Raw genomic sequence first — 25,918 nt, forward strand, 5'->3', positions numbered from 1 at the left:
CTTCCCCTCAATGTCCGGGACCAATCCGCGCGGTCCCCGGACACCCCTCCTACCGCTGGCTGCGTACGAGGAGCAGCGCGGCGCCGAGGACCACGCCGAGGGCGACGGCGAGGGCGCCGTGGGCCAGCCGGTGGCCGCGCAGGACCGGGAGGTGGCGGTCGGCGGCGTAGCGGCCGGGGCCGGTGAGGGCGAGGGCGGCGGCGCCCGCGGTCAGCAGCAGTTCGTACTCGATGCCCTCGGGGGCGAAGAAGGAGCCCGCGCCGTGGACGGCGATCGCGTTGATGAGGGTGCCGACGATGGCGGCGCCCGCGAGCGGTGTCAGCAGTCCGGCGGCGAGGCCGAGGCCGCCGAGGGTCTCGGTCAGGCCGGCGAGGACGGCCATGGCCTCCCCGGCGGGGTAGCCGCTGGCGGTGAAGAACTTCCCGGTGCCGCTGATCCCGCCGCCCCCGAACCAGCCGAAGAGCTTCTGGGCGCCGTGGGCGGCCATGGTCAGGCCGAGGACGAGGCGCAGGAGCAGCAGCCCTGTGTCGTGTGCGGGGGTGGAGAGCGCGAAGGCGGCGGGCTGGACGGCCGGGGCGGGGGCCTGCGGCTTCGCCGGGGCGGCGGCGGAGGGGCTGGTCATGGGGGAGTTCCTTCCGGTCGGGCGGTTCGAGGGGACGGATGAGGCAGAAGTCGTTCAAATTCGAACCGCCGGCCCAGACCCTAACCTTTGATTCAAATTGGAACAACCCATGTAGGGTGAAGCCATGGCTGACACGAGATGGCTGGACGACCGCGAGATGCGCGCCTGGAGCGGGTTCCTGGCAGCGTCGGCCCTGGTGAACCGCCGCCTCGACCAGCAGCTGAAGGACGACTCCGGGCTCTCGCACCCCCAGTACGAGATCCTCGTACGGCTCGCGGCGGCCCCCGGTGGCGAGCTGCGGATGACCGAACTGGCCAATGGCCTGATCAACTCCAAGAGCGGGCTGACGTACCAGGTCACCCAGATGGAGAAGGCCGGCCTGGTCCGTCGCCGCAGCTGCCCCTCCGACGTGCGCGGGGTCTTCGCCGTGCTCACCGAGGCGGGCCGGGCCCGGCTGGACCAGGCGGCGCCCGGGCACGTGACCACGGTCCGGGAGATCCTCATAGACGTCCTGACCCCCGAACAGCTCGACGCGCTCGCCGACGGGCTGGGCGAGGTCGGCCGGCGCCTGCGGGCGCAGGGCTCGTGAACCGCGGCCCCGCGGTATGCGGGCCCGCCCGGCGGGTATAGGCGCGCAATGGACGCAAAGATCTGGCTGTGGCTCGCCCTGGTCGTCTTGACCGGACTCGCGATCACCGCGGCCGTGCTGCTGGTACGGGTCCTGCGGGCACGGCGGCTGCTCCTGGACGCCGGAATCCCCCTGCGCGACAAGGCCCTGTTCTGGGGCGCCGTGATCTACACCGTCTCACCCGTGGACCTGGTTCCGGACCCGGTCTACCTGGACGACATCGGGGTCCTGCTGCTGGCCCTGCGCTCGCTGCACGCGGCCGCCGCGGCGGCGACGGGGAAGGTCCGCCCCGCCAAGGAGCCCGACCGGGTGTGAGCGCGTCACCCGCCCGGGCGGGCGTCAGCGGTGCCGGTCGACGAGGACCGCCTTGCCGTCCGGGCCGGGATGCCTCCTCGGAGCGCTGACGACCCCGGTCACATCACGCCGCGGGGGCGGAACTGGACGCTGATGCGGGGGCCGACGGCCCGCGTCGACTTGGGCACCGCGTGCTCCATGGTCCGCTGGCACGAGCCGCCCATGACGACGAGGTCACCGTGCCCGAGGGGCAGCCGCAGCAGGGTGGGGCCGCCGTCGCGGGGGCGGAGGGCGAGGTCCCGGGGATCGCCGACGGAGACGATGGCGACCATGGTGTCCTCCGTGGAGGAGCGGCCCGTACGGTCCCCGTGCCAGGCGACGCTGTCCCGGCCGTCGCGGTAGAGGCACAGCCCGGCGGTGACGAAGGGCTCGCCGAGCTCGGCGGCGTAATGACGGCTCAGCGCCTCGCGGGCCTCGGTGAGGACGGGATGCGGAAGCGCATCGTCCGCCCCGTAGAAGGCGAGCAGGCGGGGGACCTCGACCTCGCGCTCGTACATCTGCCGCCGCTCGGCCCGCCAGGGCACCTCGGCGGCCAGCCGCTCGAAGAGCGCGTCGGCGCCGGCCAGCCAGCCGGGCAGGTGATCGACCCAGGCTCCGGCACCGAGCGCGGTGCGCCGCAGGCCGACGAGCGGCCCGAACCCGATCTCGTCGCCCTGGTCGAAGAGGGACCCCTGCAGGCCCATGCCCTGTACCGCGTGCATACCTCCACCTTAACCCCGGACCCGAACACGTGCACGAATAGCGTGGCTGTCCGGATGCGCCGCGGCGCTCGAAGCGGAAGGAGGCGGCCCGGGCCCCGCAGGGTGCGGCTGTCCGCCGGGGTGGTGTCGAGCAGGGTGGCGGCCGGGCGCCGTCCGCCTGTCGCCGCGGGGCGGGCTCGCCTACCGTCGAAGCGAAGGGCCGAGCGGAAAATCATCTGTCAGCTCACCGGGAGATGCGCATGAGGATGCTGATCAACAGTCCGGACACCGTGGTCGCCGACGCCCTGCGGGGGATGGCGGCCGCCCATCCCGAGCTCGACGTCGACGTGGAGCGGCGGGTCGTCGTACGGCGGGACGCGCGGGACGGCGGGCGGGTCGGGCTGGTGTCCGGGGGCGGCTCCGGGCACGAGCCGCTGCACGCCGGGTTCGTGGGGTACGGGATGCTGTCCGCGGCGTGTCCCGGGGAGGTGTTCACCTCGCCCGTGCCCGACCAGATGCTGCGGGCGGCCGCGGCCGTGGACGCGGGCCAGGGGGTGCTGTTCGTCGTCAAGAACTACACCGGCGACGTGCTGAACTTCCAGATGGCCGCCGAGCTCGCCGAGGAGGACGGGCTGCGGGTGGAGAGCGTGCTCGTCAACGACGACGTCGCCGTGACCGACAGCCTGTACACGGCCGGGCGGCGCGGCACCGGGGCCACGCTCTTCGTGGAGAAGATCGCCGGGGCGGCGGCCGAGGAGGGCGCGCCGCTCGAGCAGGTCGCCGCGGTCGCCCGGCGGGTCAACGAGGCCTCGCGCAGCTTCGGCGTGGCGCTGAGCGCCTGCACCACGCCCGCCAAGGGCGGCCCCACCTTCGACCTCCCCGACGGGGAGCTCGAGCTGGGCATCGGGATCCACGGCGAGCCGGGCCGGGAGCGGCGCCCGATGATGTCCGCCCGGGAGATCGCCGAGGTCGCGGTGGGCGCCGTACTGCAGGACCTGGCGGAGGCGGGCCCGACCGACGGGCCGGTGCTGGCGCTGGTCAACGGCATGGGGGCGACGCCGCTGCTGGAGCTGTACGGGTTCCACGCCGAGGTGGCGCGGGTGCTGGACGCCCGCGGGGTGCCGGTGGCGCGCACGCTCGTCGGGAACTACGTCACCTCGCTGGACATGGCGGGCTGCTCGGTGACCCTGTGCCGGGTGGACGAGGAGCTGCTGCGCCTGTGGGACGCCCCCGTGCAGACGGCCGCGCTGCGGTGGGGCCGATGACCGTAAGGTGGCGGTGAGGCCCGCCCGGGCTGATCCCGATACGAGGAGATCCGGTGCGTGACGCAGACTTCTTTCGGCGCTGGATGGCGGCCGCGGCGGCCTCGGTGGAGCGCGAGGCGGACCGGCTGACCGAGCTGGACTCGCCCATCGGGGACGCGGACCACGGGAGCAACCTGCTGCGGGGCTTCGTCGCGGTACGGGCAGCCCTGTCCGCCGAGGCCGCGGAGTCACCGGGTGCGGTGCTCCAGCTCGCGGGGCGGACCCTGATCTCGACCGTCGGCGGCGCGTCGGGGCCGCTGTACGGGACGCTGCTGAGGCGTACCGGCAAGGAGCTCGGGGAGGCCGCGCAGGTCTCCGACGAGGCGCTGCGCGAGGCCCTGCACACGGGGGTGGGCGCGGTGGCCCGGCTGGGCGGGGCGGCGCCGGGCGACAAGACGATGCTGGACGCCCTGGTCCCGGGGGTTGCCGCGCTGAGCACCTCGTACCGGGCGGGCGCGGAGGCGGCGGAGCAGGGGGCGCGGGCGACGGTCCCGCTGCTGGCGCGCAAGGGCCGGGCCAGCTACCTCGGCGAGCGGAGCATCGGGCACCAGGATCCGGGCGCGACCTCGTCGGCGCTGCTGCTGGCGGCGCTGGCGGAGACCGCGGAGGCCCCGCAGTCGCCCGCTCCCGTCTCCCCGGCGTCCCCCTCGAAACACCCCGAGGACGCCGATAACGCCGAGAACGCCGAGGATGCCGAGAACGCCGAGGACGCCGGGAACACCCAGCACCCCGAGGACACGGGACAGGGCCTGGTCGGCATCGTGCTGGTCTCGCACAGCGCGCCGGTCGCCGAGGCGGTTGCCGCGCTCGCCCGGGGCCTGGCGGCGGGCGGCCCGATGGCGGCGGTAGCCGCGGCGGGCGGCACGGCGGAGGGCGGCCTCGGCACGAGCGCGGAGCGCATCCTCGCGGCGGCGCGGGAGGTGGACCGCGGCGCAGGTGTCGCCCTGCTGGCGGACCTGGGCAGCTCCGTGCTGACGGTGAAGACCCTCCTGGCGGAAGGCGAACTCCCGCCGGGGTCCCGCCTGCTGGACGCCCCGTTCCTGGAGGGCGCGGTGGCAGCAGTGGTGACCGCCTCGGCCGGAGCCACCCTGCCGATGGTCGAATCCTCCGCGAACGAGGCCTACTCCTACCGCAAAACCTGACCCCCACCCGGGCGGGGACCACCCGCCGGGGGATCGGCCAGGGCGCCGAACCAGACCCGGGCCGAGCCCCGGGGACCCGGTTCCCGGGGTGGCCGGGGCCGGGAGGGGGGCGGGCCAGGTGGTCGGGCCCCGGGTGTGGGTCTGGTCTCCGCCGGAGGCTACGGGCGGCCGCGGAGCGATTCGATCTCTCGGCGTTCGCGCTTCGTCGGGCGGCCCGCGCCGCGGTCGCGGATGCCCACCGCCGCGGCCTCGACGGGGCTCGGCGGCGGCGGGCTCTTGTCGATCAGGCATTCGGCGGCGACCGGAGCCCCCACCCGCTTGGACACGGGCCGGCGCACCACGACGATGCGCTCCCGGCCGGCGTGGAAGAGCCGTACCTCGTCACCCGCGCGCACGGGCTGCGCCGGCTTGGCGCGCTCCCCGTTGACCTTCACGTGGCCCGCCCGGCAGGCGGTCGCCGCCGTCGAGCGGGTCTTCGTCAGGCGCACGGACCAGATCCACGCGTCCACCCGTACGGATCCCGTGTCCGTGCCCGATCCCGATACCTCATCAGCCATGCCCCGACTTTAGCGAGGCCGGCCCGGATGACCGAAGGACTTTCGGCGGATATGACAACAGTGTCGCATCTGCCATGTGGATCCCGCCAAGACAATTGCACGTGCGCCACAAATGGCCCTACGTTGTCGCATGTGCAGTCCCGCCGCATCCAGGACCGCCCGATCCCGACACACGGTCGGCCGCCGAACTGACCGAGGAGCGTCAACGCATGTCCGCGATCCCGAACCGCCGCCGCGCCGCCGCCGCGCTGACCGCCGCCCTGCTCGCCCCGCTGGCCGCCTGCGGCCAAGGCGACACCGAGCCCGCCGCGTCCGCCGAGCCCCAGGCCGTGAACCTCACCGTCCTCGCCGCCTCCTCCCTCACGGACGTGTTCAAGGCGGCGGGCGCCGCGTACGAGAAGGCACACCCCGGCACGAAGGTGACCTTCTCCTTCGCCGGCTCACAGGAGCTCGCGGCCCAGGTCAAGCAGGGCGCCCCGGCCGACGCGCTGGTCACCGCCGACACGAGGACGATGGACGGCCTCAGGGGCGAGACGGACGACGCCAAGATCATCGCGAAGAACCGCCTGGTCATCGCGACCGGCAAGGGCAACCCGTTCAAGATCGCCGCCCTCAAGGACCTCGCCGACACCAGGGTCAAGGTCGTGCTCGCCGCGCCCGAGGTCCCCGTGGGCCGCTACAGCAAGGAGATCCTGGACAAGCAGGGCGTCACGGTGAAGCCCGTCTCCCAGGAGCCCAACGTGCGCGCCGTGCTCAGCAAGGTCGAGCTGGGCGAGGCCGACGCGGGCCTCGTCTACAAGACCGACTCCGCCAAGTCGGGCGACAAGGTCGTCACCGTGGACATCCCGGACACCGAGAACGCCGTGGCCTCCTACCCGGCCGCCACGCTGAAGCAGTCCCAGAACCCCGAGGCCGCCGCCGCGTTCGTGGCCTGGCTGAGCACCCCGGACGCGCAGAAGATCCTCCAGGACGCCGGTTTCCAGCAGGCCTAGCGATCGGACCGGCGGGCGGCGGGCCGCCTTCTGGCCCGCGCCGCCCGCCGCCCGCCGCCCGCCCCCGCGCCCCGGGGAAGAGGCTGCCCGGTCCGGGAGGACGGTCCGCCCTTCGCCGTGGGCGCGGCCGCCCCGCGTACGCTTCCCCGCAGCCGCCCCCGAGCCAGGAACGCCCCATGAGCAGACTCCGCACCCGCACCCGGCCCCCCGTGACCCTCGTACTCCCGGCGCTGCTCGCCGTCGCGTTCCTGCTGCTGCCGCTGATCGGCATCCTGGGCCGCACCCGGTGGAGCGAGCTCGGCACCCACCTCGGCAGCCCCGGCGTGGTCCAGGCCCTGAACCTCTCGCTCGTCGTGTCCTTCTGGGCCCTCGGCCTCTCACTGCTGCTCGGCGTGCCGCTGGCCTGGCTGCTGGCCCGCGTGGAGTTCAAGGGCAAGGCGCTGGTCCGCTCGCTGGTCCTGCTGCCGATGGTGCTGCCCCCGACCGTCGGCGGCGTCGCCCTGCTGCTCGGCTTCGGCCGGCGCGGTCTGCTGGGGCCCTGGCTGGAGGAGACCTTCGGGGTCACCCTGCCCTTCCACACGTCGGGAGCCGTCGTCGCGGCGACCTTCGTGGCGATGCCGTTCCTCGTCATCAGCCTGGAGGGGGCACTCGGCGGGCTCCGGCAGAGCTACGAGGAGACCGCCGCGTCCCTCGGCGCCTCGCCCGTCCGCGTGTTCTTCACGGTGACCCTGCCGATGGTCGCCCCCGGTCTGATCGCCGGAGCCGCGCTCACCTGGGCCCGCGCGCTCGGCGAGTTCGGCGCGACCATCACCTTCGCCGGGAACCTGCCCGGCACCACCCAGACGCTGCCCCTCCAGGTGTACCTGCTGCTCCAGGACGAGCCCGAGGCCGCCACCTCCGTGTCCCTGCTGCTGCTCGCGATCGCCATGGGCGTACTGATCGCCCTGCGGGGCCGCTGGACGGGCCCTCCCGTCACCCGCAAGCCCGCCGGGGCGCGGCCCGCCGCCGAGGAGCCCTCCGTACCGGCATCCGCGCCACCCGGGGAAACGACGCGACCCGCACCGGCCGGGGACGGGCACTGGTCGCTGCACGCGACCGTCACCGGCTTCAACCGGCTCACCCTCGACGCCGAACCGGGCACCACGATCGCCGTGGTCGGCGAGAACGGCGCCGGGAAGACCACTCTGCTGCGCGCCCTCCTCGGCCTGACCCCGCGCGCCCACGCCGAGCTCAGGCTCGGGGACACCGACGTCACCGCCCTGCCCCCGCACCGCCGACAGGTCGCCTGGGTCCCGCAGGACGGCGCGCTCTTCCCGCACCTGAGCGCGCTGGCCAACACCGCGTACGGGCTGCGGGCCCACGGGGTGGGGCGGGCGGAGGCCCGCCTCCAAGCCCAGGGCTGGCTGGACCGGCTCGGCGTCGGGCACCTGGCCGCGCGCAGGCCCGCGCAGCTCTCCGGGGGCCAGGCCCAGCGCGTCGCCCTCGCCCGCGCCCTGGCGGCCCGCCCCCGGCTGCTGCTGCTCGACGAACCGCTCGCCGCCCTCGACCAGACCACCCGGGCCCACGTCCGGCACACCCTGCGCACGCACCTGTCCGGCTTCGGCGGGGTCTGCCTCATCGTCACGCACGACCCCGTCGAGGCGGTCTCGCTGGCCGACCGGGTCCTCGTCCTCTCCGACGGGCAGACCCTCCAGGACGCGCCGCCCGCCGAGGTGACCCGGCACCCGCGCTCCCCGTGGGTGGCGCGGATGCTGGGGCGCAACGCCTGGCCGGGCACGGCGTCCGCGCAGGGGCTGGACCTGGCCGCCGGGGGCCGCCTCGTCGTCGCCGAGGCGCTGCCCGAGGGGGCGCAGGCCCTCGCGATCATCGCCCCGGAGGCGGTGTCCGTGCACCGGGACCGCCCGGGCGGCAGTCCCCGCAACGTCTGGCCGGGCACGGTACGGGAGATCACGGCGGTCGGCAGCAGGCTGCGCGTGCTGATCGCCCCGCAGGACGCGCCGGACCTGGTCGCGGAGATCACCCCGGAAGCGGCCGCGGAGCTGGGCATCGTCGACGGGGCCGCGGTGTGGACCAGCGTGAAGGCCACCGAGGTCACGCTCGTCCGCCTGTAGCGTTCCGCCGCCTCGGACTCGGTGCCGCCGCCCGACTCACCGCCGCCTGCCGGCCCGCCTGCTCATGGTCACCGCCGCCGGGCTCGCCGTGCTGTTCGTCCGCGAGCTCAACCGCCCTGCAGAACACCAGGCCGTGCAGGGTAGCCGCCGTGTGAAGGTCAGCCGGCCGTCGGCTCCGGGGCGGTGACGTCGAACTCGCACCACACGCGCTTACCGCCGCCCCGGGGCTCCACGCCCCAGGCGTCCGCGAGCTGTTCCACCAGCAGCAGCCCGCGTCCGGAGACCGCCCAGTCCCCCGCCTCGCGGCGCCTGGGCAGGGCGCTGCTGGAGTCCTCGACCTCGATGCGGATCCGGCCCTCCGCCGTCAGCCGCATGCCCAGCTCGGCGGGGCCGTCGGTGTGCACGAGGGCATTGGTCATCAGCTCGTCCGCCGCGAGTTCGATCTCGTCGGCCCGGTCCCGCGCGCCCCAGGCGGCCGCGGCCGCCCGGATCAGGTGCCGGGCCATCGCCGGGGCTTCCGGGTCGCCGGGGTCCAGCCGGTGGTGCAGCGGGCCGCCGCCGCGCCCGGTGGGCGTACCGCGCCGGCGCAGGACGAGCAGGGCCATGTCGTCCCCGCCTCCCGAGTCGCCGACCAGGTCGCACAGGACGTCGGCGAGTTCCTCCACGTCGATCGGGCCGCCGCGCACCGCGTCCATGAGCTCCCGCATGCCGGTGTCGGGGTCCGCTCCGGGCCGTTCGATCAGCCCGTCCGTGCACAGCACCAGGGTGTCACCGGGGTGCAGTTCGATGCTGGTGACCGGGTAGCCGGAGCCGGTCCCGGTCTGCTCGCGGGGCGGCAGCCCGAGCGGCAGCCCGCCCGCCACCTGGACCCGGTGGCAGCTGCCGTCCCCGCGCCGCACCACCGGGTCGAGGTGGCCGGCGCGGACCATCCGGAGCATGCCGCTGGTGAGGTCCGCTTCAGCGTACGTGCACGTGGCGAATCGTTCGGTCTGCAGCTCGCGCAGGAAGGCCGAGGCCCGCGCCATGGCGGTGCCGGGGGTGTGGCCCTCGACGATGTAGGCGCGCAGCACGATGCGCAGCTGGCCCATGACGGCGGCCGCGTCCGTGTCGTGGCCCTCCACGTCCCCGATCATGACCCCGACGCGGCCCTCGCCGAGCGGGATCACGTCGTACCAGTCGCCGCCGATGTCCCGCCCCATCCTGGCGGAGCGGTAGCGGACGGCGATCAGCGCGCCCGGCACGGCGGGGATCCGGCGGGGCAGCATGGCCCGCTGGAGGCCCTCCGCCAGGTCGTGCTCCTGTTCGAAGAGCATGGCGCGCTGGAGGCTCTGCGCGATGCCGCTGCCGAGCGCCATCAGCAGGTTGCGCTCCTCGGCGGTGAAGTCCCCGTCGCGGGTGTAGAGCAGCCCGAGTGCGCCGATGGGCCGCCCCTGGGCGATCAGCGGCAGGTAGACCCCGCTGCGCACGGACAGCGGCTCGATGTACGGCCACAGCTGCGGGTAGCCCAGTTGGAACTCCTCCCGCGAGGCGAGGTAGACCGGCTGCATGGTGCGTACGGCCTCGCTCATCGGGAACCGCGCGTCGATCCGCGTGTACTCGATCTCGGGCACGTACGAGCCCAGCTGGCCCTCGGCGACCAGGTGGATGCGGCCGCCGTCGACGACGCCCAGCATCACGCTGACCGCGCCGAGGTGGCCGAGGGCCTCCGGGTCCTTGAGGACGTCGGTCACGTCGTTGACGGTGCGGGCGTGGGCGAGGATGGCCGTGGTCCGCTCGACGACGCCGGTCATCCGGCGCCGCCCCTCGGCCCGCTCCCCGGCGGCGCCGGGCTCGCCCGGGTCGTGGGCGGCGTCGCGGAGGATCCCGATGACGCGGTACGGGCGCCCGCCCGGGTCCCGCATGATGTGCCCTTGGATGTGGAGCCAGGCCAGGGTTCCGTCCCGGCGGCGGCCGCGGACGTAGGCCCCGTAGTGGCTGTGCCCGTCATCGAGGGCCTGCGCGACCCGGGCCTCGAGCCGGGCCTCGTCGGCGGGCGGGATGCGGGGGCGCAGGCCGGCGATGGTCCCGTCGAACTCGTCCGGGCGCAGGTCGATGACCTCGAGGGCGGTGGGATCGAGGAACATCCGTCCGCTGTCGAGGTCCCAGTCGAAGGTGCCCATGCGGTTGAGCGCCAGGCTCGTGTCCGGCCGCGCGGGCCAGTCGACCTCGGGATTCCGTCCCCACTGGGCCATGCAGCCAGCGTCTCACTCCCCGCGACCTTTCTCCTCATATCGCCGCCCGGGCGGCGATATGCCTAGCCCTCGGCCGGAGAAGCGTCGTGTACCAGCAGGGCGATCTGGACCCGGTTGTTGAGGTGGAGCCGGGTCAGGATCCGGGAGACGTGCGTCTTCACGGTCGGCAGGGCCAGGTGCAGCTCGCGCCCGATCTCCGCGTTGGACAGGCCGCGCCCGACCGCCAGCGCCACCTCCCGCTCCCGTCCGGCCAGCAGCGCGAGCCGTTCCCGGGCCGCGGCCGCCCGGGTGTCCTGGCCGGCGCCGGCCGCCACCCGGTCGATGAGCCGGCGGGTGACCGCGGGCGAGAGCACCGGGTCTCCGGCGGCCACGGCCCGGATCGCCGTCACGATCTCGTGCGGCGGGGTGTCCTTGAGGACGAAACCGGCCGCTCCGGTCCGCAGCGCCCGCAGGACGTGCGCGTCGGTGTGGAAGGTGGTCAGGACCAGTACCTCGGGCGCGCCGGGCACGGCCCGCAGCGCCTCGGTGGCGGTCAGCCCGTCGACGCCCGGCATCCGGATGTCCATCAGCACCAGGTCGGGGCGGTACGAGGTGACGAGCTCGGGCACCTCCGCGCCGTCCGCGGCCTCCGCGACGAGCTCGATGTCGGGGGCGCCGCCCAGCATCAGGCGCAGCCCGGCCCGGACGATCGCGTCGTCGTCGACCAGCAGTACCCGGATCACCCGCGCCCCTTCCGTGCGTTCAGTGCTGCCAGGGTAGCCAGGCCGTCACCCGGAAGCCGCCGTCCGCGGGACCGGCCGTGAACTCGCCCCCCGCGAGCCGGGCCCGCTCGGCCAGCCCGATCAGCCCCCGCCCGCCGCCCCCGCCCGTCCCGCGATCCGGGCCGGGCCCCGGACCCTGACCGGGCGGCACGCTGCTGTGCACGTCCACCGTCAGCCGCTCCCCCGGCACTCCGGCCACCCGCACCCGGACCGCCGCGCCGGGCGCGTGCTTGCGTGCGTTGGTCAGCGCCTCCTGCACGATGCGGTACGCCGTGCGCCCCGCGAGCGGCGGTGGCGCGGCCCCCTCGGGCGGCCCGGTCAGCTCGATCCGCCCGCCCGCCGCCCGGGCCTCCGCCACCAGCCGTTCCAGGTCCGCCAGCTCCGGTTGCGGCCGCTCCCGCTCCGCGGCGCCGGTGCCCGTTCCCGACCGGAGCACCCCGATCACCTCGCGCAGGTCGTGCAGGGCCAGGTGGGCGCTCTCCCGGATCACCCCGGCGGCCCGTGCGGTCTCCGCGGGCGGGGCGCCCGGGTTGTACTCGAGGGCGCCCGCGTGGACGCTGAGCAGCGACAGCCGGTGCCCGAGTACGTCGTGCATCTCGCGGGCGATCTCCTCGCGCACCTCCATGCGGACCCGCTGGGCCCGCGACTCCGCGTCCGCCTCGGCCAGTTCGGCGCGTTCCCGCAGCGAGGCGATGAGCTGCTGCCGGGACCGCCGGAACAGGCCCCAGCCGAGGGATCCGGCGATCAGGGCGAAGTACGTGACGGCCGAGCCGGCCCGCTCCTCGGACATGCCGGGCAGCTGCCACAGGAAGAGCGGGAGCGGGGCGAAGGCCAGTGCCGCCACCCAGGCCGTGACCCGCCACGGCCGGCTCGCGGCCACCGTGAACACCGCCACCAGCGCCGGGCCGGTCAGATAGTGCGCCTGCGTGCCCGCCAGCAGGAGCACCACCGCGAGTTGCACCGGCCGGCGCCGCCGCAGCAGCACGGCCGCGCAGGCCAGTCCGCCGGCCGCCTGGTCGGCGGCCCGCCACGCGGGTCCGCTGTCGGCCACCGGGATGGACTGTGAGCTGACGGCCGCGAAGCAGGCCGCGAAGAGGACGAGAGCGAGGTCGGCGGCCCAGTCCCGGCGGGTGCGGGGGATTCGCCGGATACGGGGGATCCGGTGGATGCCGGGGATGCGGGAGAAGCGGCGCATGTCCCCGAAATCTACGCGGGCCGGCCGTGGCCGGACGTCCGCGCGGCGAACCGGATACTTAAGTACCCTTCACCCGCGCCCAACGGCCGATCCGTCGCCCCAGGCCGCCCGCCTACCGTCGGAGCATGACCTCAACCACACCGAAATCCCCCGTGACGGCCGTGTCGGGGCTGATCAGCTTCGTCCTCGTCGTCGGCGGCGCGAGCGGCCTGCTGCACGAATGGCTCGACTGGATCCACTTCATGGGGTTCGTCCGCTTCCTGGTCCCCGAGGGCTACGAGATCTACGGCTACGGGGTGATGGTGGCGCTCGGGATCGCGGTGGGCGCGGCCGGCGAGGCGACGGCCGGCTGGCGGCGTACGTAGGGGCCGCCTCCCCGCGGGGGGGGGGACGGCCCCTACTGACCCCTCGCAGGCCTACGGGCTGCTACGCCTCCGGCTCGTCGGGGTCGGGTTGGGCCGGTCCGGGCTCCTCGGGGGCCGGGGCCTCCGGGCTGGGCACCTCAGGGGCGGGCACCTCAGGGGCGGGCGCCTCGGGGCTGGGGACGATCGGCGGCGGCGGAAGCGGCACCGAGGGCGCCGGGGTCGGGACCGGGGCCGGGGAGACCTCCGCTTCGGGGGTGGTCGGCGGCGGGGACTCCGGTTCCACCGAGCGCGGTTCGGTCGGCGGCATCGAGGTCGGGGGCCGGGTCGGCTCGGCCGGGGACGGCGTGGGCGACTCGGCGGGTGACTCGGCCGGTGACTCCGTAGGGGACGCCGTGGGCGACTCCTCCCTCGACGGGGTCTCGGAAGGCGTCTCGGAAAGCGTCTCGGACGGGGTCTCGGACCGGGTTTCGGTCGGCGTCTCGGAAGGCGTCTCCGACGGCGTCTCGGACGGGGTCTCCGACGGCGTCTCGGACGGGGTCTCCGACGGGGTCTTGGACGGGGTCTCCGACGGCGTCTCGGACGGGGTCTCCGACGGGGTCTTGGACGGGGTCTGCGTGGGCGTGCCCGACGGCGTCGGCGACCCGGTCGGGGTCGGCGTCAGCGGCGACCCGGTGGGCTTCGTCGGCGTGGGGAGCGACGGAGTCGTCGTGGTGATCGGCGGAGTCGGGACCACGGGCGGCGGCACCCGCCGGTCGGGCCGGTTGGGGCGGTCGCCCCGCTCCCGTTCGTACCAGTGCTTGTTGCGCTGGTCGTAGATCACGAAGTTGTTCACGATGGTCACCGACGGGGCGATGACGACGACCCGCGCGGGCTGGTACGAGTTCCACACCTGCCCGAAGCGCTTCGGGTTGGCCTTGAGCGCCACCGGCGGACCGAGCGGGTTCCCGCAGGCGCAGCGCACCCGGGGCACCCCGCGGTCGTCCACGAGCACGGCCGTCCCGGCCTGGAGCACCGCCTGGTAGGGGTTGGCCTTGCCGTCCCGGAAGCCGTGGTTTGTGACCCGGGTGTCCATCCGCAGCTGCATCGGCGTGAGCGAGCGGAGGTAGCCGGGGACGGCCGCCGGCTGGATGCCGAGGGCCGAGGCGAAGGCGCTGTTCCTGGCGGGCTGCGCGGACAGCACCCGGATCTGCTTCTCCACGTCACAGCTGGCGACGTTCCTGGTGCCGCCGTACACGCCCGGCGCAGAGCCGTTGACGGTACGGGTGCCCGCGGGAGCCGTGGTGCCCGGCGCCCTGGTCGCGGGCGGCGTCCGCGTCTCGGGCGGCCTCCCGGTCTCGGGCGGCTTCCCGGTCTCGGGCGGCTTCCCGGTCTCGGGGGGCTTGCCGGTCTCAGGGGGCTTGCCGGTCCCGGTCGGCGGCGGGGTCTCCGGCGGTGGAGGGGCCTCGCTGACCGCGGTGGACTCGGTGAACGGGTCCGGGCCCGAGGCGGCCACCGGCTGGAGGAACACCTCGCCGGCCTGAGCCGTGCCGGTGGGCCTGATCAGCACCACGGCCAGGGCCACCGCGGCAGCCACCGCGACGAGCGCGGTGGCGAGCCGGGGTACGGACCGCCACCAAGGGCCCTTGGCCGGGCCGCCGGGGCCGCCCGGGCCGGTGCCGCCCGTGCCACCGGGCCCACCGGGCGGCGCGGAAGGGGGTGGCGGCGGAGGAGGCCCTTGCTGCCCGCCCGAGAGCGGGCCTGACGGCGGCCCGGTGGGGCGCTCTGACGAGGGCGGTCGGCCGGAGGGTTGCGTGGTCACGGGCTCTCCTTCGCAGGAGGAGTGAGTTCCCTGCGGACCATTGTGTGCGCCGTCCGGGTGGTGTCCGCAAGCCGGGAGTGCCACGGTTGCAGGGTGAGCCGGACACCGAGATCGCCTTCGTCCGGGGGCTCCGCCGGGGCATGGCGCGACGCCCTCGTCGCCGTCGTCGCGGCCTTCGCGGTGATGGCCGCGGTCGCCGCGGCCGGCCTGGCGCTCGCGGGCGCGGGCGACCTGCCGGGCGGGGCGTTCCCCCGCGTGGTCGCCGCGGTCGTCGTGATGGCGGCCGGCGGTTCGGTCGAGGTGTCGGGCGGTGCGGGCTTCCTGGCGGGGGCGGACGCGAACCTGTCGGTGCTCCCGCTCTCGGTGAGCCTGGCCGGCGCCCTCACGGCCGGATACTGCTTCCTGCGCCCGCTCCACAACCGTGCGGTCGCCCGGCCCCGCGAACTGCTCGGCCGCGCCGCCCCGTTGATCGTGCTGTGGCTCCTCGCGCTGACCGGCGCGGGTTACCTCGCCCGGCAGACGTTCGGGCTCACCACCGGCGACTCCCCCATCGGAGTGATCGGCGAACTCCTCGACTCCGCCCCGACGGTGGGCTTCCGGGCGCACCTGCCCGCCACGATCCTCTTCGGACTGCTGTGGATCGTCGGCCTGTTGCTGGTGGCCCTGCTGGTCTCCCGCCGCGCACCGCTCCCGGCCGGGCTGGTCCGCTTCCACGCGGCGGTGCGCCCCGCCGCCTTCGCGACGGTCGTGCTGCTGCTCGCGTACGTCGTCCTCGGCATCGGGGTCGGCGTGGTGGTGGCCGCCACCCAGGGCCATGGCGCCCGGACCCTGGCCGTGATCCTGCTGGGTCTGCCGAACCTGGTCTGGCTCGCGCTCACCCTGGGCTTCGGCGGCGCCTGGGAGGGCAGGGTGGAGGGCCCGTTCGGGCTGCCGATGCCCCAGTCGCTGGACCACGTCCTGCGCGGCTCCGACCTGTCCTCGGTCGACGTGGCCTCGCTCGCGGAACGGGACTCCCGGGCGTGGTGGCTGGTGGCGGTGGCCGCCGTGCTGCTGCTCGGCACCGGCGTCCTGGCGGCCGTACGGTCCCCCGCGCACGTCCGCCCCTGGCAGCACGCGCTGCACCTGGCGGTGGCCTTGGCCCTGGCGACCCTGATGGTGTGTCTGCTGGCCCGGGTCCAGGCCCAGTTCGGCCTCTCCCTGCTGGGGATCGGCGAGGAGGACGGCCTCGGCGGCAGGGTGGAGCTCCTCCCGGTTCTATGGCGCACGGTCGGCCTCGCCCTCCTCTGGGGCGCGGCGGCGGGCTTCCTTGGCGCGCTCCTGGCCCGCCCCGTACGCCACCGGGGCCGCGTCGACGAGCCGGCCGCGGCCCCGCGCCCTTAGCCCGGGGCCTCGGCCGGCGCAGGACCCCAGGTGGCGGAAGGCCGGCCTCAGGAGTCCCGTCCGAACACCGGGAGCGCCCACGCCGGAGGGGGCGGGGGCGCGGTGTCCGGCGGGGGCGCCGGGCGGGGTGGGGAGGGGGCGGCGGACGAACCGGCCCGGCGGAGGGCTCCGGTGAACTCGAGGCAGGTGTTCCAGCGGTCCTCCGGGGACTTGGCCAGCGCCTTCGCCAGGACCTCGTCCAGGGCCTCGGGCAGACCGGGCCGGCGGGAGCTCAGCGGGGGCGGCGTGTCGTACTGGTGGGCCCACAGCAGGGCCATGTCGTCGTCCCGCTCGAACGGCGGTCCCCCGGCCAGCGTTTCGTAGACCACGCAGGCGAGGCTGTACACGTCGCACCGGCCGTCCACCGGTTTGCCGGAGATCTGCTCGGGCGCCACGTAGTCCAGGGTCCCGACGAACTGCCCCACGCTGGTGAAGCCGGTCAGGGACAGCGACTTCTTCGTCAGTCCGAAGTCCGTCAGGTACACGTGCTCGGGGTGGTCGCTGTCCGTGCCGCGAGCGACGAGGATGTTGCCCGGTTTGACGTCGCGGTGCACGAGGTCGTGGTCGTGCGCCGCGTCCAGCGCCGAGGCGACCTGCCCCGCGATCCGGACGGCGGTGTCCACCGGGAGGGGCCCGGCGCGGTTCATCATGGCCCGCAGGTCCTGCCCGGGGACGAAGCGCATCGCGATGTACAGCAGCCCGTCGGTCTCGCCCGCCTCGAAGACCGGCACGATGTGCGGGTGGTCGATGGCCGCGGCCACCTTCGACTCGTACGCGAACCGCTGCCTGAAGGTGTCGTTGCGGGCCAGCTCGGGGGCCAGCAGCTTCAGCGCCACCGTCCGGTCCAGGCTCAGGTCGCGGGCCCGGTAGACGACCGCCATGCCGCCGCGTCCGATCTCGCTCTCCACCACGTATCCGGCGATGCGCTTCCCCCGCAGGTCGGAGGGGCGCCCGCCGACCGGATCCGGCGTCGCCATCACTCGCCGCCGTGTCCGGGCCGGTCGACGATGCGGGTCGGGGCGTGCCCCACCTCGGGGTCGGGCTCCACGTCGGGCTGGACCGAGACCGGGGCGGGCGCCGACGGCTCCGCGGGCGGCGAGGCCGGTGCGGGCGGGGTACCCGGTGCGAGCGGGGCTCCGGGTCCGGCGACGGCCGCGTAGGTCATCATGCGGGTCCCGTCGCCGTACAACCACCGGCCGGCCGACTCGTCGTACAGCCACACGGACTCGCCGTCGATGACGATCCCGGCGCGCAGGCCCCGTACGGACCGCCGGAAGGCCTCGCTGTCCGTACGTCCGGCGGCGAGTTCGGCGACGGCCCGCCGGTAGCGCTCCAGGGCAGCGACGCCGCGTTCGAGCTGCGGTCCGGGATCCTCGGCGCGCCCCGGGGGCCGCCCTCCGGCGGTCGGCGGCGGCTGCGGTACGGACACCAGCAGGCGGCCGTCCACCCAGGCGGACCAGCCGTTGGCGCACAGGACTTCCCCCCAGTCGCCGCGGCGGGTCAGCAGCTGCACGGGGAGGAACGCGTCGAGCGGCACGGTCGGACGGGAGGCGTCCGGGGTCTCCCAGGCGGGCAGGCCCTCCTGGGGGACGACGTGGGTGGGGTGGAAGTCCGCGACCCCCTCGGAGTAGGTCATTTCCGCGGCTGCTTCCGCATGACGGCCGGCTCGTGCCGGCGCAGCAGCCGGGACACCAGGACACCGAAGAGCACGGACAGGACCGGCAGCATGGACATGCTGATCAGCCACACGCCGGCCTCGTGCCTGAAGATCGGGTCCTGGGTGAGCCGGCCGGGGACGATCGCACCGAGCCCGATGGTGCCGCCCATCGCGCCCATCGCCCACCGGGCCGGCGCGAGCCAGGCCACCTGTTCGAGGACGGCGACGTCGTAGAGCTTGAGCAGGGTGCCGCAGAAGACGACCTGGACGATGGCGAGGAGGACCAGCAGGGGCATGGTGACCTCCTCCTTGCGGACCAGTGCGGAGATCAGCAGTCCGAGCATCATCGCGGTGAACGACAGCAGGGCGACGGCGAGGGTGATCTCGATCAGCGGCGGCAGGATGACGCCCTTGCCGTCCGGGGCGTTCAGCCTCACTCCGCCGAGGGCCACGAGGGTCAGCACCACGGCCTGGCCGACGGTGATCGTGCCGAGGACCACCACCTTGGACATCAGGTAGGCGGAGCGGGACAGCCCGACGGCGCGTTCGCGCTGGTAGATCACGCGTTCCTTGACGAGTTCGCGGACGGCGTTGGCGGCGCCGGTGAGCACTCCGCCGATGGTCAGGATGAGCAGGGCGTTCAACGCGGTCTCGGCGGTGAGGGTGCTCCCGGCGAGCGCGCGGGCCATGGCGCCCATCATGAACGGCAGCGCGACCATGATGACGAGGAAGGTGCGGTCGGCGCCGAGCACGGCGGCGTACCGGCGGATCATGGTGGACAGCTGGGAGCCCCAACTCTGCGCCTTGGGCGGGGGCAGGGGCGCGGCCCGTGCGGGTCCCGCGGCCGCTTCGGCGGACCGGGGTCCGCGGGACGTGGCGTCTTCGACGTAGCGGCGGTGGACCGGCGAGGCGCGGTAGGCCCCCGCCCAGTCGCGGTCCTGCTGCGTCTCGAACGCCTCGAAGGCCTCCGGCCAGTGGTCGAAGCCGAAGAAGTCGAGGGCGTCCTGGGGCGGGCCGAAGTAGGCCACGCGCCCGCCGGGGGCGAGGAACAGCAGCCGGTCGCACACGTCGAGGCTGAGCACGCTGTGGGTGACGACGATGACGGTGCGGCCGTCGTCGGCGAGTCCGCGCAGCATGTGCATGACCGAGCGGTCCATGCCGGGGTCGAGGCCGGAGGTGGGCTCGTCGAGGAAGAGCAGGGACGGCTTGGTGAGCAGTTCGAGGGCGACGGAGACGCGTTTGCGCTGGCCGCCGGAGAGGCTGTGGATGGGCTGGTCGGCGCGCTGGACGAGGCCGAGCTCACGGATCACCTCGTCGACCCGGGCCTCGCGTTCGGCCTTGGCTGTGTCCTGCGGGAAGCGCAGTTCGGCGGCGTAGACGAGGGCGCGGCGGACGGTGAGCTGGGCGTGCAGGATGTCGTCCTGGGGCACGAGGCCGATGCGGCTGCGCAGTTCGGCGTAGTCGCGGTAGAGGTCGCGGCCGTCGTAGAGGACGGTGCCCCGGTCGGCGGGGCGCAGGCCCGTCAGCGCTCCGAGCAGGGTGGACTTGCCCGCGCCGCTGGGGCCGACGACGGCGAGCAGGCACTTGGCGCCCACGGGGAAGGAGACGCCGTCCATCAGGATCTTGCGGCCCCGGTCGACGGCGACGGTGAGGTCCTGGACGTCGAGGGAGACCTCGCCCGTGTCCACGTACTCCTGGAGCTGGTCGCCGACGAGGCAGAAGGCGGAGTGGCCGATGCCGACGATGTCCCCCTCGGCGAGGCGGGCGGCGCCGTCGACGCGGGCGCCGGTGAGGTAGGTGCCGGTGTGGCTGCCGAGGTCGGCGATCTCGTGGCTCCCGTCGGCCAGGGCGCGGAATTCGGCGTGGCGGCGGGAGACGACGAGGTCCTCGATGACGAGGTCGTTGTCGGGGCCGCGGCCGATCCGGACGGCGGTGCGGGCCGGCAGCGGGCGCACGGTCGTCGGCTGCCGGAAGGTGCCGGTCATCCCGGGGTTCGAGACCTGGGAGGGGCGGGCCGGTCCGGTGGGTGCGTCGGCGAGGACGACGCGGGGGCCGTCCTCGGCGCTGCCGAAGCGCAGTTCGCTGCCGGGGCCGACGATCCATTCGTGGATGCGGTGGCCGTCGGCCCAGGTGCCGTTGGTGCTGCCCTCGTCCTCGACCGTCCAGTGGTCGCCGTCGGGACGCAGCACGGCGTGGTGCCAGGAGACGCGGGCGTCCTCGAGGCAGATCTCGCAGAGGGGGTCGCGGCCGACGTGGTAGTTCCGGCCCGGGCTCATCCGCGTGGAGCCCCGGTCGGTCTCCAGAACGAGCTCGGGCGCGGTCGGCACACCGGGGCGCTGGACCATGAGCAAATTTTCCCACGATCCGGGCGACCTGGCACCGGTCCAGCATCATCGCAGGTCAGAGGCCTCTTATGGGTAATGACAACGGTCCCCGTTGCAGCCTTTGCCCATCTCGCCGAGGTGCGCTTCACTTCACGCGACGGAACCGAACAAACGGGGGACGCCATGAGCGGGCACGACCACGGAACCGCGATCGACGAGAGCCACGACCACGCGGGCGGCAGGGGCCACGACAAGGGCCACGGCCACGCCGGCCACAGCCACGGCGTCTCGGCCGACGCCGACCGCCGCTGGCTGGCCATCGCGCTCGGCCTGATCGGCACGTTCATGGCCGTCGAGGTGGTCATCGGCGTGGTGGCCAACTCGCTGGCCCTGATCTCCGACGCGGCCCACATGCTGACCGACGCCGTCTCGATCGTCCTCGCGCTGATCGGGATGCGGCTGGCGGCCCGGCCGGCGCGCGGCGGCTTCACGTACGGGCTGAAGCGGGCGGAGATACTCTCCGCCCAGGCCAACGGGCTGACCCTGCTGCTGCTGGCGGTCTGGCTGGCGTACGAGGCGGTGCGCAGGCTCGCGGACCCGCCGCCGGTGGAGGGCGGGCTGGTGGTGGTGACGGCGCTCGCGGGCATCCTCGTCAACATCGCCGCGGCCTGGTGCATCTCGCGGGCCAACCGGTCCTCGCTCGCCGTCGAGGGCGCCTACCAGCACATCCTGAACGACCTGTTCGCGTTCATCGGGACCGCCGTCGCCGGTCTGATCGTGCTGACCACCGGATTCCGGCAGGCGGACGCGATCGCCACCCTGGTAGTGGTGGTGCTGATGGTCAAGGCGGGCTACGGGCTGGTCCGCGAGTCCGGCCGGATCCTCCTGGAGGCCGCTCCGGCCCATGTGGACCCGGACGCGGTGGGCGACCGCCTGGTCGGGCAACCGCCGGTCACCGAGGTACACGACCTGCACATATGGACCATCACCTCCGGTCAGGCGGCCCTGTCCGCGCACGTGCTCGTGGAGCCCGCGGGCGATTGCCACGCGGTGCGCCGGGACCTGGAGCGGCTGCTGGCCGAGGAGTACGGGATCACGCACACCACCCTCCAGGTGGACCACGTGCAGGACGCGCTCCTCACGGTCGGCCGCGCCGGCCAGGAGACGCCGGACGCGCACTGCGCGGAAGCGCACGGGCCGGTCCACCGCGAGGGTCCGCACGACCACTGACGGCCGGCGCCGGGAGCCGGTCCGGTCCGTGTCCGGTCCATGACCTGCCGCCGTACGGGGCATACATGGGCCCATGACGCACAAGCGCAGTGCCGGACTGCTCCTGTTCCGCCGAACGGGTGAGGATGCCGACCCGCGGATCGAGGTCCTGCTCGGCCACCTGGGCGGCCCGCTCTGGTCGGGGCGGGACGCCGGGGGCTGGGGCATCCCCAAGGGCGAGTACGAATCCGACGAGACCCCGCGGAACGCGGCCCGCCGGGAGTTCACCGAGGAGATCGGGCTGCCGCCGCCGGAGGGCGAGTACCTGCCCCTGGGCGACGTCCGGCTGACCAGCGGAAAGCTGGTGACCGTCTGGGCGGTGGAGGCGGACCTCGACCCCGCGCTGATGGTGCCCGGGACCTTCACCATGCAATGGCCGCCGCACTCGGGGACCGTACAGGAGTTCCCCGAGCTCGACCGGGTGGCGTGGTTCGACCCGTCCACCGCGCGACAGAAGCTGATTGCCTCTCAGGTTCCGTTCCTGGAACGCCTGTTGGAGGTGCTGAAGGGCTGATACGCGTCGGCTTGCCAGCGGGTCCTGCTGCGTGCAGATTGCACACATGACGAACGTCGTGCTGGTGGGGACCCTGGACACCAAGGGTGTGGAGTACGGCTGGCTGCGCGAGAGGCTGCTGCGCGCCGGCGTCGACGTGGTCGTGGTCGACACGGGGGTGATGGGCGAGCCCCGGGTGCCCGCGGACGTACCGCGGGAGGCGGTCGCCCGGGCCGCGGGAACGGAACTGTCGGAACTGCGATCGGCCGCCGACCGGGGCGCGGCCGTCACCACGATGGCCCGGGGCGCCGAGGCGACCCTGTTGCGCCTGCACGCCGAAGGCCGGCTGCACGGGGTCCTCGCGATCGGGGGCAGCGGCGGCACCTCCATCGCCACCCGGGCGATGCGCGCCCTGCCGCTGGGCGTGCCGAAATTGATGGTCTCGTCGATGGCGTCAGGCGATGTCACCCCGTACGTGGGCTCCTCGGACATCACGATGATGTACAGCGTGGTGGACATCGCGGGGATCAACAGCATCTCGGCGCCCGTCCTGGCCAACGCCGTGGAGGCGGTCGCCGCAATGGCCAAGGCCTTCGCCCACGCCTCCCTGGACCCGGGCAGGGGGCCGCGGCTGGGCGCGGGCGACCGCCCGCTGATCGCGGCGAGCATGGCGGGCGTGACCACGGTCGGGGTGGACGCGGCCCGCGAGCGGCTGACCGAACTGGGCTACGAGGTCCTCGTCTTCCACGTCAGCGGCTCCGGCGGCCGCACCCTGGAGACGCTGGCCGGCCAGGGGGTCTTCGCGGGGGTCCTCGACCTCACGCTCAGCGAGCTCGCCGACGACCTGTGCGGGGGCATCCTCACCGCCGGCCCCGACCGGCTCAGCGCGGCCGGGCGGGCGGGGATTCCGCAGGTGGTGAGCCTGGGGGCGCTGGACATGGTGAAGTTCGGCCCGATGGAGACCATGCCCGACCGGGTCCGCCACCGGCGGGTCCGCGTCCACAACCCCTCCATCACGGTGATCCGCACGACCGAGGACGAGTGCGCGGAACTCGGCCGCCGGGTCGCCGGAAAGCTCCGTGCGGCGACCGGCCCCACGGCCGTCTGCGTCCCATTGCGCGGACTGTCGACGCTCGGCGCGCCCGGCGGGCCCTACCATGACCCCGGCGCGGACCGGGCCCTGTTCTCGGCACTGCGCGACGGCTTGCGGGGCAGCGCCGCCCGGCTCCACGACTACGACACCCACATCAACGACCCGGTCTTCGGACGGGCCGCCGCCGATCGGCTGCACGCCATGATCGGGGCGGTGTCGGCCGCGGCCTGAGACACGCCACGCGGTGGGGAACCGGCCGTGGCGCAAACCACGTCCCATGTGACGCCCCCACCTGGGGCGCACACGGGCGGCGGAACCACGGCCGTCAGGGGGGACGGAAAACGATGAAGGACACCCGGACGGCATGGGCGGTCCCCGGTTACACGGAGGTCCGGGAGCTGGGTGCGGGCGGCAGCGGGCGCGTGGTGCTCGCCGTGCACGACGGCACGGGCACGGCGGTCGCGGTGAAGTACCTGAGCGACCGGCTGCGCGAGGACCCGGCCTTCGTCGGCGAGTTCCGGGCGGAGGCCCGGCTGCTGGGCGGGCTGCGTTCGCCCTTCGTGGTGAGCCTGTACGAGTACGTGGAGTCGCCCGCCGGCGCGGCCATCGTGATGGAGCTGGTGGACGGCATCTCGCTGCGCGCCCTGCTGCGGCAGTCCGGGCAGGCGGACGCCGAGGCCGCGCTGGTGGTGCTGAAGGGCTCGCTGCTCGGGCTGGCGGCCGCGCACCGGGAGGGCGTCGTCCACCGGGACTACAAGCCGGAGAACGTGCTGGTCTCGGCGGACGGCTCCTCGAAGCTGGTGGACTTCGGGATCGCGGCGGGCCGGGGGACCACGCCGGGTGTGGCCGGCACCCCCGCCTACATGGCCCCCGAGCAGTGGCAGGGCCGGCCCGCGTCACCCGCGGCCGACGTGTACGCGGCGACGGCGACCTTCTTCGAGTGCCTGACCGGGCGCAAGCCCTATGACGGGGAGAACTTCGCGGAGCTCGCCGTCCAGCACATCGAGGCACCGGTGCCCGAGACCGAGGCCCCCGAGCCGGTGCGCCCGCTGATCCGGCGGGGTCTGGCCAAGCGGCCCGAGCAGCGGCCGGAGAACGCCGAGGCCTTCGTGGCGGAGCTGGAGCACGTGGCGCTCGCCGCGTACGGGCCGCGGTGGGAGGAGCGCGGGCAGCGCAAGCTGGCCGCGCTGGCGGCGCTGCTGCCGCTGCTGTTCCCCTCGGCGGGCGGCGCGGCCGAGGGCACCAGCGCGCTGGCCACGACCACGCTGAGCAGCGGGTCGGGTACGGGCTGGGCTCCGGGCCGGCGCGGCTGGCTGGCGGCGGGGGCGGCGCTGATCCTGGGCACGGTGCTGGTGCTCACGACGGACGCGATCGGCGCGGCGCCGGGCGGGGCCTCCGCGCTCAGCGCGTTCGCCACGACGAGCGCGGCCCCTCCCGGCCCGGGCTCCCCGGCTCCGGGGCCGGCCGCGTCCCCTTCCGCGACGCCGAGCCCGAGCCCCTCAGCCTCGGCGAGCCCCTCGCCGTCCGCGTCGCCGTCACCTTCGCCGTCGGTCTCGGCGCCGCCGTCGCCGAGCCACACCCCGTCCCCGAAACCGACCGTCAGCTGGTCGCCCACACCGACGCCGAGTCCCACCCCGACCCTGCGGGTCACGAGCGTGGACGTCTCGCTCAAGACCGGCGTCTACCGCGGCGACGCGACCATCTCGGTCGCGGCCACGGGCACCGGGCCGGTCACCGTCGTGGTGGAGTGGTTCCTCGGCAGCCGGCAGGGCGACTACTCCGTGCCCGACGGCACGGAGACCTTCGTCGTCCAGTCCGGCTCGCCCGCCCCGGTGGTGAAGTCCCACGCCTTCACCCGCGACCGCGGCTGCTACGGCGGCGTCAGGGTGACGACCAAGCCCGCCGCGGGCACCGGGTCCGCGTCCGCCTCGCAGTACCTGCCGCGCTGCCAGGAGCCGCCCCGATGAGCGATCCCCGCGCCCCGCACGACGACGACTACAGCGCCACCGTCCTCGGCAGCCACTGGTTCTCCGGACCCCCGGCGGCCCCCGAAGTGACCCCCGACCGGGTCGAGGGATCGGTGCTCCGGTTCGGGCCCGGGGTCACGGCGGCCATGCCCGCCCCGTTCCCGCTGACCGCCCCCGCCCCGCCCGCCCGGCCGCGGCGCGGCGCCGGCCCCCGGCGCTACACCCTGGCGGCGGTCGTGCTGCTCGCGGTCCTCGCGTACCTCGGGTGGCAGCGGTTCGGTCCCTCGCTCACCGTCCGGGACGTGGCCGTGACCACCGATCCCCGGGGACCGGCCTGCGACGCGACCGCCGATGTGGTGGCCGTCGTACGGACCGACGGGCGGCCGGGAACCCTCACGTACCGGTGGCTGCGCAGCGACGGCACGCGGTCCGAACGGCTGACCGAGCGGGTGCCGCGCGGGCAGCGGGAAGCGCGGCTGCACCTGCTGTGGACCTTCCGGGGGACCGGGACCTACCCGGCGAAGGCCGAGCTCGAGCTGCTCTCGCCCGGGCAGCACACCGCGGCGGTGGAGTTCACCTACCGGTGCAACCCGTAGGCGGCCGGCTCCGGCCGCGCGTACCTCTCCCGCTGCCTCCCCCCGCGCCTTTCGTCCTTTCGGCCGGGGCGGCGACGACCGTCCGGCCGAAGCGCGGGGAACCGCCCGCTGGTTGACTCGAAGGTGTTGACGAGGGCGCTCAGGACGCCCTCCGGCACCCCTGCGCGCCACGTTCCAGCCGGCGAACACCCAACCGGAACGTGGCCGTCCCGCACGGATGCCAAGTCCTCGCGGGAGGCCCGCGGCCGCTTTGGGGAGGGGCCGCGGGCCGTTTCGCGTCCGGCCGCTCGGCCGTCCCGCCCCCCGCCGCAACCGGGGGACGGAGATCTTTCCTTCAGACGACCCGGTGAACCCTTCCGG

General features: G+C 74.6%; 23 protein-coding genes and 1 pseudogene. 14 read left to right on the forward strand and 10 right to left on the reverse strand.

Translation table 11 applies throughout. The features are described 5' to 3' along the window. Positions 1–49 precede the first annotated feature (49 nt). Complete coding sequence (locus tag BGK67_RS05895; RefSeq protein WP_069918901.1) at positions 50–622, reverse strand: DoxX family protein; 573 nt, start codon at positions 620–622, stop codon at positions 50–52. A 124-nt stretch (positions 623–746) separates the two neighbouring features. Between BGK67_RS05895 and BGK67_RS05900 the strand changes: the two genes are divergently transcribed. Both BGK67_RS05900 and BGK67_RS05905 read left to right on the forward strand, forming a co-directional pair. Next, complete coding sequence (locus BGK67_RS05900; protein WP_069918902.1) at positions 747–1,211, forward strand: MarR family winged helix-turn-helix transcriptional regulator; 465 nt, start codon at positions 747–749, stop codon at positions 1,209–1,211. 48 nt (positions 1,212–1,259) lie between these two features. Further along, complete coding sequence (locus BGK67_RS05905; protein WP_069918903.1) at positions 1,260–1,565, forward strand: DUF1232 domain-containing protein; 306 nt, start codon at positions 1,260–1,262, stop codon at positions 1,563–1,565. Between the two features lie 98 nt (positions 1,566–1,663). On the opposite strand, the gene BGK67_RS05910 is transcribed toward BGK67_RS05905, so the two are convergent. Continuing rightward, positions 1,664–2,305 (reverse strand): alpha-ketoglutarate-dependent dioxygenase AlkB, encoded by a 642-nt coding sequence (locus BGK67_RS05910; RefSeq protein ID WP_079154044.1) that lies wholly within the window; start codon positions 2,303–2,305, stop codon positions 1,664–1,666. Between the two features lie 239 nt (positions 2,306–2,544). Between BGK67_RS05910 and dhaK the strand changes: the two genes are divergently transcribed. The 3 genes and pseudogenes from dhaK to BGK67_RS38725 all read left to right on the forward strand — a co-directional run bounded on the left by dhaK (position 2,545) and on the right by BGK67_RS38725 (position 4,730). Next, a complete protein-coding gene (dhaK, locus tag BGK67_RS05915; RefSeq protein ID WP_069918904.1) occupies positions 2,545–3,549 on the forward strand; it encodes a dihydroxyacetone kinase subunit DhaK in 1,005 nt (334 codons plus the stop codon). Positions 3,550–3,632: 83 nt separating this feature from the next. Beyond that, positions 3,633–4,193: pseudogene (gene dhaL / locus BGK67_RS05920) on the forward strand (dihydroxyacetone kinase subunit DhaL); the annotation flags it as partial. 156 nt (positions 4,194–4,349) lie between these two features. Further along, positions 4,350–4,730, forward strand: coding sequence for a PTS sugar transporter subunit IIA domain-containing protein (locus tag BGK67_RS38725; RefSeq protein ID WP_244291430.1), 381 nt, complete (start codon positions 4,350–4,352; stop codon positions 4,728–4,730). A 158-nt stretch (positions 4,731–4,888) separates the two neighbouring features. Here BGK67_RS38725 and BGK67_RS05925 read toward each other — a convergent pair whose 3' ends face one another. Continuing rightward, a complete protein-coding gene (locus tag BGK67_RS05925; RefSeq protein ID WP_069918905.1) occupies positions 4,889–5,287 on the reverse strand; it encodes an RNA-binding S4 domain-containing protein in 399 nt (132 codons plus the stop codon). A gap of 209 nt (positions 5,288–5,496) precedes the next feature. Between BGK67_RS05925 and modA the strand changes: the two genes are divergently transcribed. Together modA and BGK67_RS05935 are read left to right on the forward strand one after the other, a co-directional pair. Beyond that, positions 5,497–6,279 (forward strand): molybdate ABC transporter substrate-binding protein, encoded by a 783-nt coding sequence (gene modA / locus BGK67_RS05930; RefSeq protein WP_069918906.1) that lies wholly within the window; start codon positions 5,497–5,499, stop codon positions 6,277–6,279. A gap of 176 nt (positions 6,280–6,455) precedes the next feature. Further along, on the forward strand, positions 6,456–8,390 hold the full coding sequence (locus BGK67_RS05935) for an ABC transporter permease (RefSeq protein ID WP_069918907.1): 1,935 nt from the start codon (positions 6,456–6,458) through the stop codon (positions 8,388–8,390). Between the two features lie 158 nt (positions 8,391–8,548). Here BGK67_RS05935 and BGK67_RS05940 read toward each other — a convergent pair whose 3' ends face one another. The 3 genes from BGK67_RS05940 to BGK67_RS05950 all read right to left on the reverse strand — a co-directional run bounded on the left by BGK67_RS05940 (position 8,549) and on the right by BGK67_RS05950 (position 12,577). After that, complete coding sequence (locus BGK67_RS05940; RefSeq protein ID WP_069918908.1) at positions 8,549–10,621, reverse strand: SpoIIE family protein phosphatase; 2,073 nt, start codon at positions 10,619–10,621, stop codon at positions 8,549–8,551. 62 nt (positions 10,622–10,683) lie between these two features. Beyond that, positions 10,684–11,343, reverse strand: coding sequence for a response regulator transcription factor (locus BGK67_RS05945; RefSeq protein ID WP_069918909.1), 660 nt, complete (start codon positions 11,341–11,343; stop codon positions 10,684–10,686). A gap of 19 nt (positions 11,344–11,362) precedes the next feature. Beyond that, complete coding sequence (locus BGK67_RS05950) at positions 11,363–12,577, reverse strand: sensor histidine kinase (RefSeq protein ID WP_079154045.1); 1,215 nt, start codon at positions 12,575–12,577, stop codon at positions 11,363–11,365. A 125-nt stretch (positions 12,578–12,702) separates the two neighbouring features. Here BGK67_RS05950 and BGK67_RS05955 point away from each other — a divergent pair, with 125 nt between their 5' ends. After that, the gene (locus tag BGK67_RS05955; protein WP_069918910.1) at positions 12,703–12,942 is read left to right on the forward strand and encodes a hypothetical protein; all 240 of its coding nucleotides are present in this window, start codon (positions 12,703–12,705) and stop codon (positions 12,940–12,942) included. Positions 12,943–13,003: 61 nt separating this feature from the next. Here BGK67_RS05955 and BGK67_RS38730 read toward each other — a convergent pair whose 3' ends face one another. After that, on the reverse strand, positions 13,004–14,515 hold the full coding sequence (locus tag BGK67_RS38730) for a DUF6777 domain-containing protein (RefSeq protein ID WP_208948656.1): 1,512 nt from the start codon (positions 14,513–14,515) through the stop codon (positions 13,004–13,006). A 318-nt stretch (positions 14,516–14,833) separates the two neighbouring features. Here BGK67_RS38730 and BGK67_RS05965 point away from each other — a divergent pair, with 318 nt between their 5' ends. Beyond that, positions 14,834–16,120, forward strand: coding sequence for a streptophobe family protein (locus BGK67_RS05965; protein ID WP_069918912.1), 1,287 nt, complete (start codon positions 14,834–14,836; stop codon positions 16,118–16,120). Between the two features lie 47 nt (positions 16,121–16,167). Here BGK67_RS05965 and BGK67_RS05970 read toward each other — a convergent pair whose 3' ends face one another. From BGK67_RS05970 to BGK67_RS05980, 3 genes are read right to left on the reverse strand one after another with little or no spacing between them, the layout of a single operon-like run. Continuing rightward, positions 16,168–17,136 (reverse strand): serine/threonine-protein kinase, encoded by a 969-nt coding sequence (locus BGK67_RS05970; protein ID WP_069918913.1) that lies wholly within the window; start codon positions 17,134–17,136, stop codon positions 16,168–16,170. Further along, on the reverse strand, positions 17,136–17,795 hold the full coding sequence (locus tag BGK67_RS05975; protein ID WP_069918914.1) for a hypothetical protein: 660 nt from the start codon (positions 17,793–17,795) through the stop codon (positions 17,136–17,138). The genes BGK67_RS05970 and BGK67_RS05975 overlap by 1 nt, the downstream gene beginning before the upstream one ends. Continuing rightward, positions 17,792–20,161 carry an FHA domain-containing protein gene (locus tag BGK67_RS05980; protein WP_069918915.1) on the reverse strand — a complete coding sequence of 790 codons (2,370 nt, stop codon included), beginning with the start codon at positions 20,159–20,161 and terminating at the stop codon, positions 17,792–17,794. The genes BGK67_RS05975 and BGK67_RS05980 overlap by 4 nt, the downstream gene beginning before the upstream one ends. A gap of 162 nt (positions 20,162–20,323) precedes the next feature. Between BGK67_RS05980 and BGK67_RS05985 the strand changes: the two genes are divergently transcribed. From BGK67_RS05985 to BGK67_RS06005, 5 genes are all read left to right on the forward strand, one after another. After that, positions 20,324–21,370: a cation diffusion facilitator family transporter gene (locus BGK67_RS05985; protein WP_069918916.1), complete on the forward strand. Its 1,047-nt coding sequence runs from the start codon at positions 20,324–20,326 to the stop codon at positions 21,368–21,370. Between the two features lie 73 nt (positions 21,371–21,443). After that, a complete protein-coding gene (locus BGK67_RS05990) occupies positions 21,444–21,923 on the forward strand; it encodes an NUDIX hydrolase (RefSeq protein WP_069918917.1) in 480 nt (159 codons plus the stop codon). Between the two features lie 46 nt (positions 21,924–21,969). Next, complete coding sequence (locus BGK67_RS05995; RefSeq protein ID WP_069918918.1) at positions 21,970–23,226, forward strand: Tm-1-like ATP-binding domain-containing protein; 1,257 nt, start codon at positions 21,970–21,972, stop codon at positions 23,224–23,226. A gap of 113 nt (positions 23,227–23,339) precedes the next feature. Then, entirely contained in the window at positions 23,340–24,962 is a 1,623-nt protein-coding gene (locus BGK67_RS06000) for a serine/threonine-protein kinase (RefSeq protein ID WP_069918919.1), read from the forward strand. Beyond that, the gene (locus BGK67_RS06005) at positions 24,959–25,558 is read left to right on the forward strand and encodes a hypothetical protein (RefSeq protein WP_069918920.1); all 600 of its coding nucleotides are present in this window, start codon (positions 24,959–24,961) and stop codon (positions 25,556–25,558) included. Before BGK67_RS06000 ends, BGK67_RS06005 begins: the two co-directional genes overlap by 4 nt. Positions 25,559–25,918: the final 360 nt, after the last annotated feature.

The sequence above is a fragment of the Streptomyces subrutilus genome, from assembly GCF_001746425.1.
GTDB classification, from domain to species: domain Bacteria; phylum Actinomycetota; class Actinomycetes; order Streptomycetales; family Streptomycetaceae; genus Streptomyces; species Streptomyces subrutilus_A.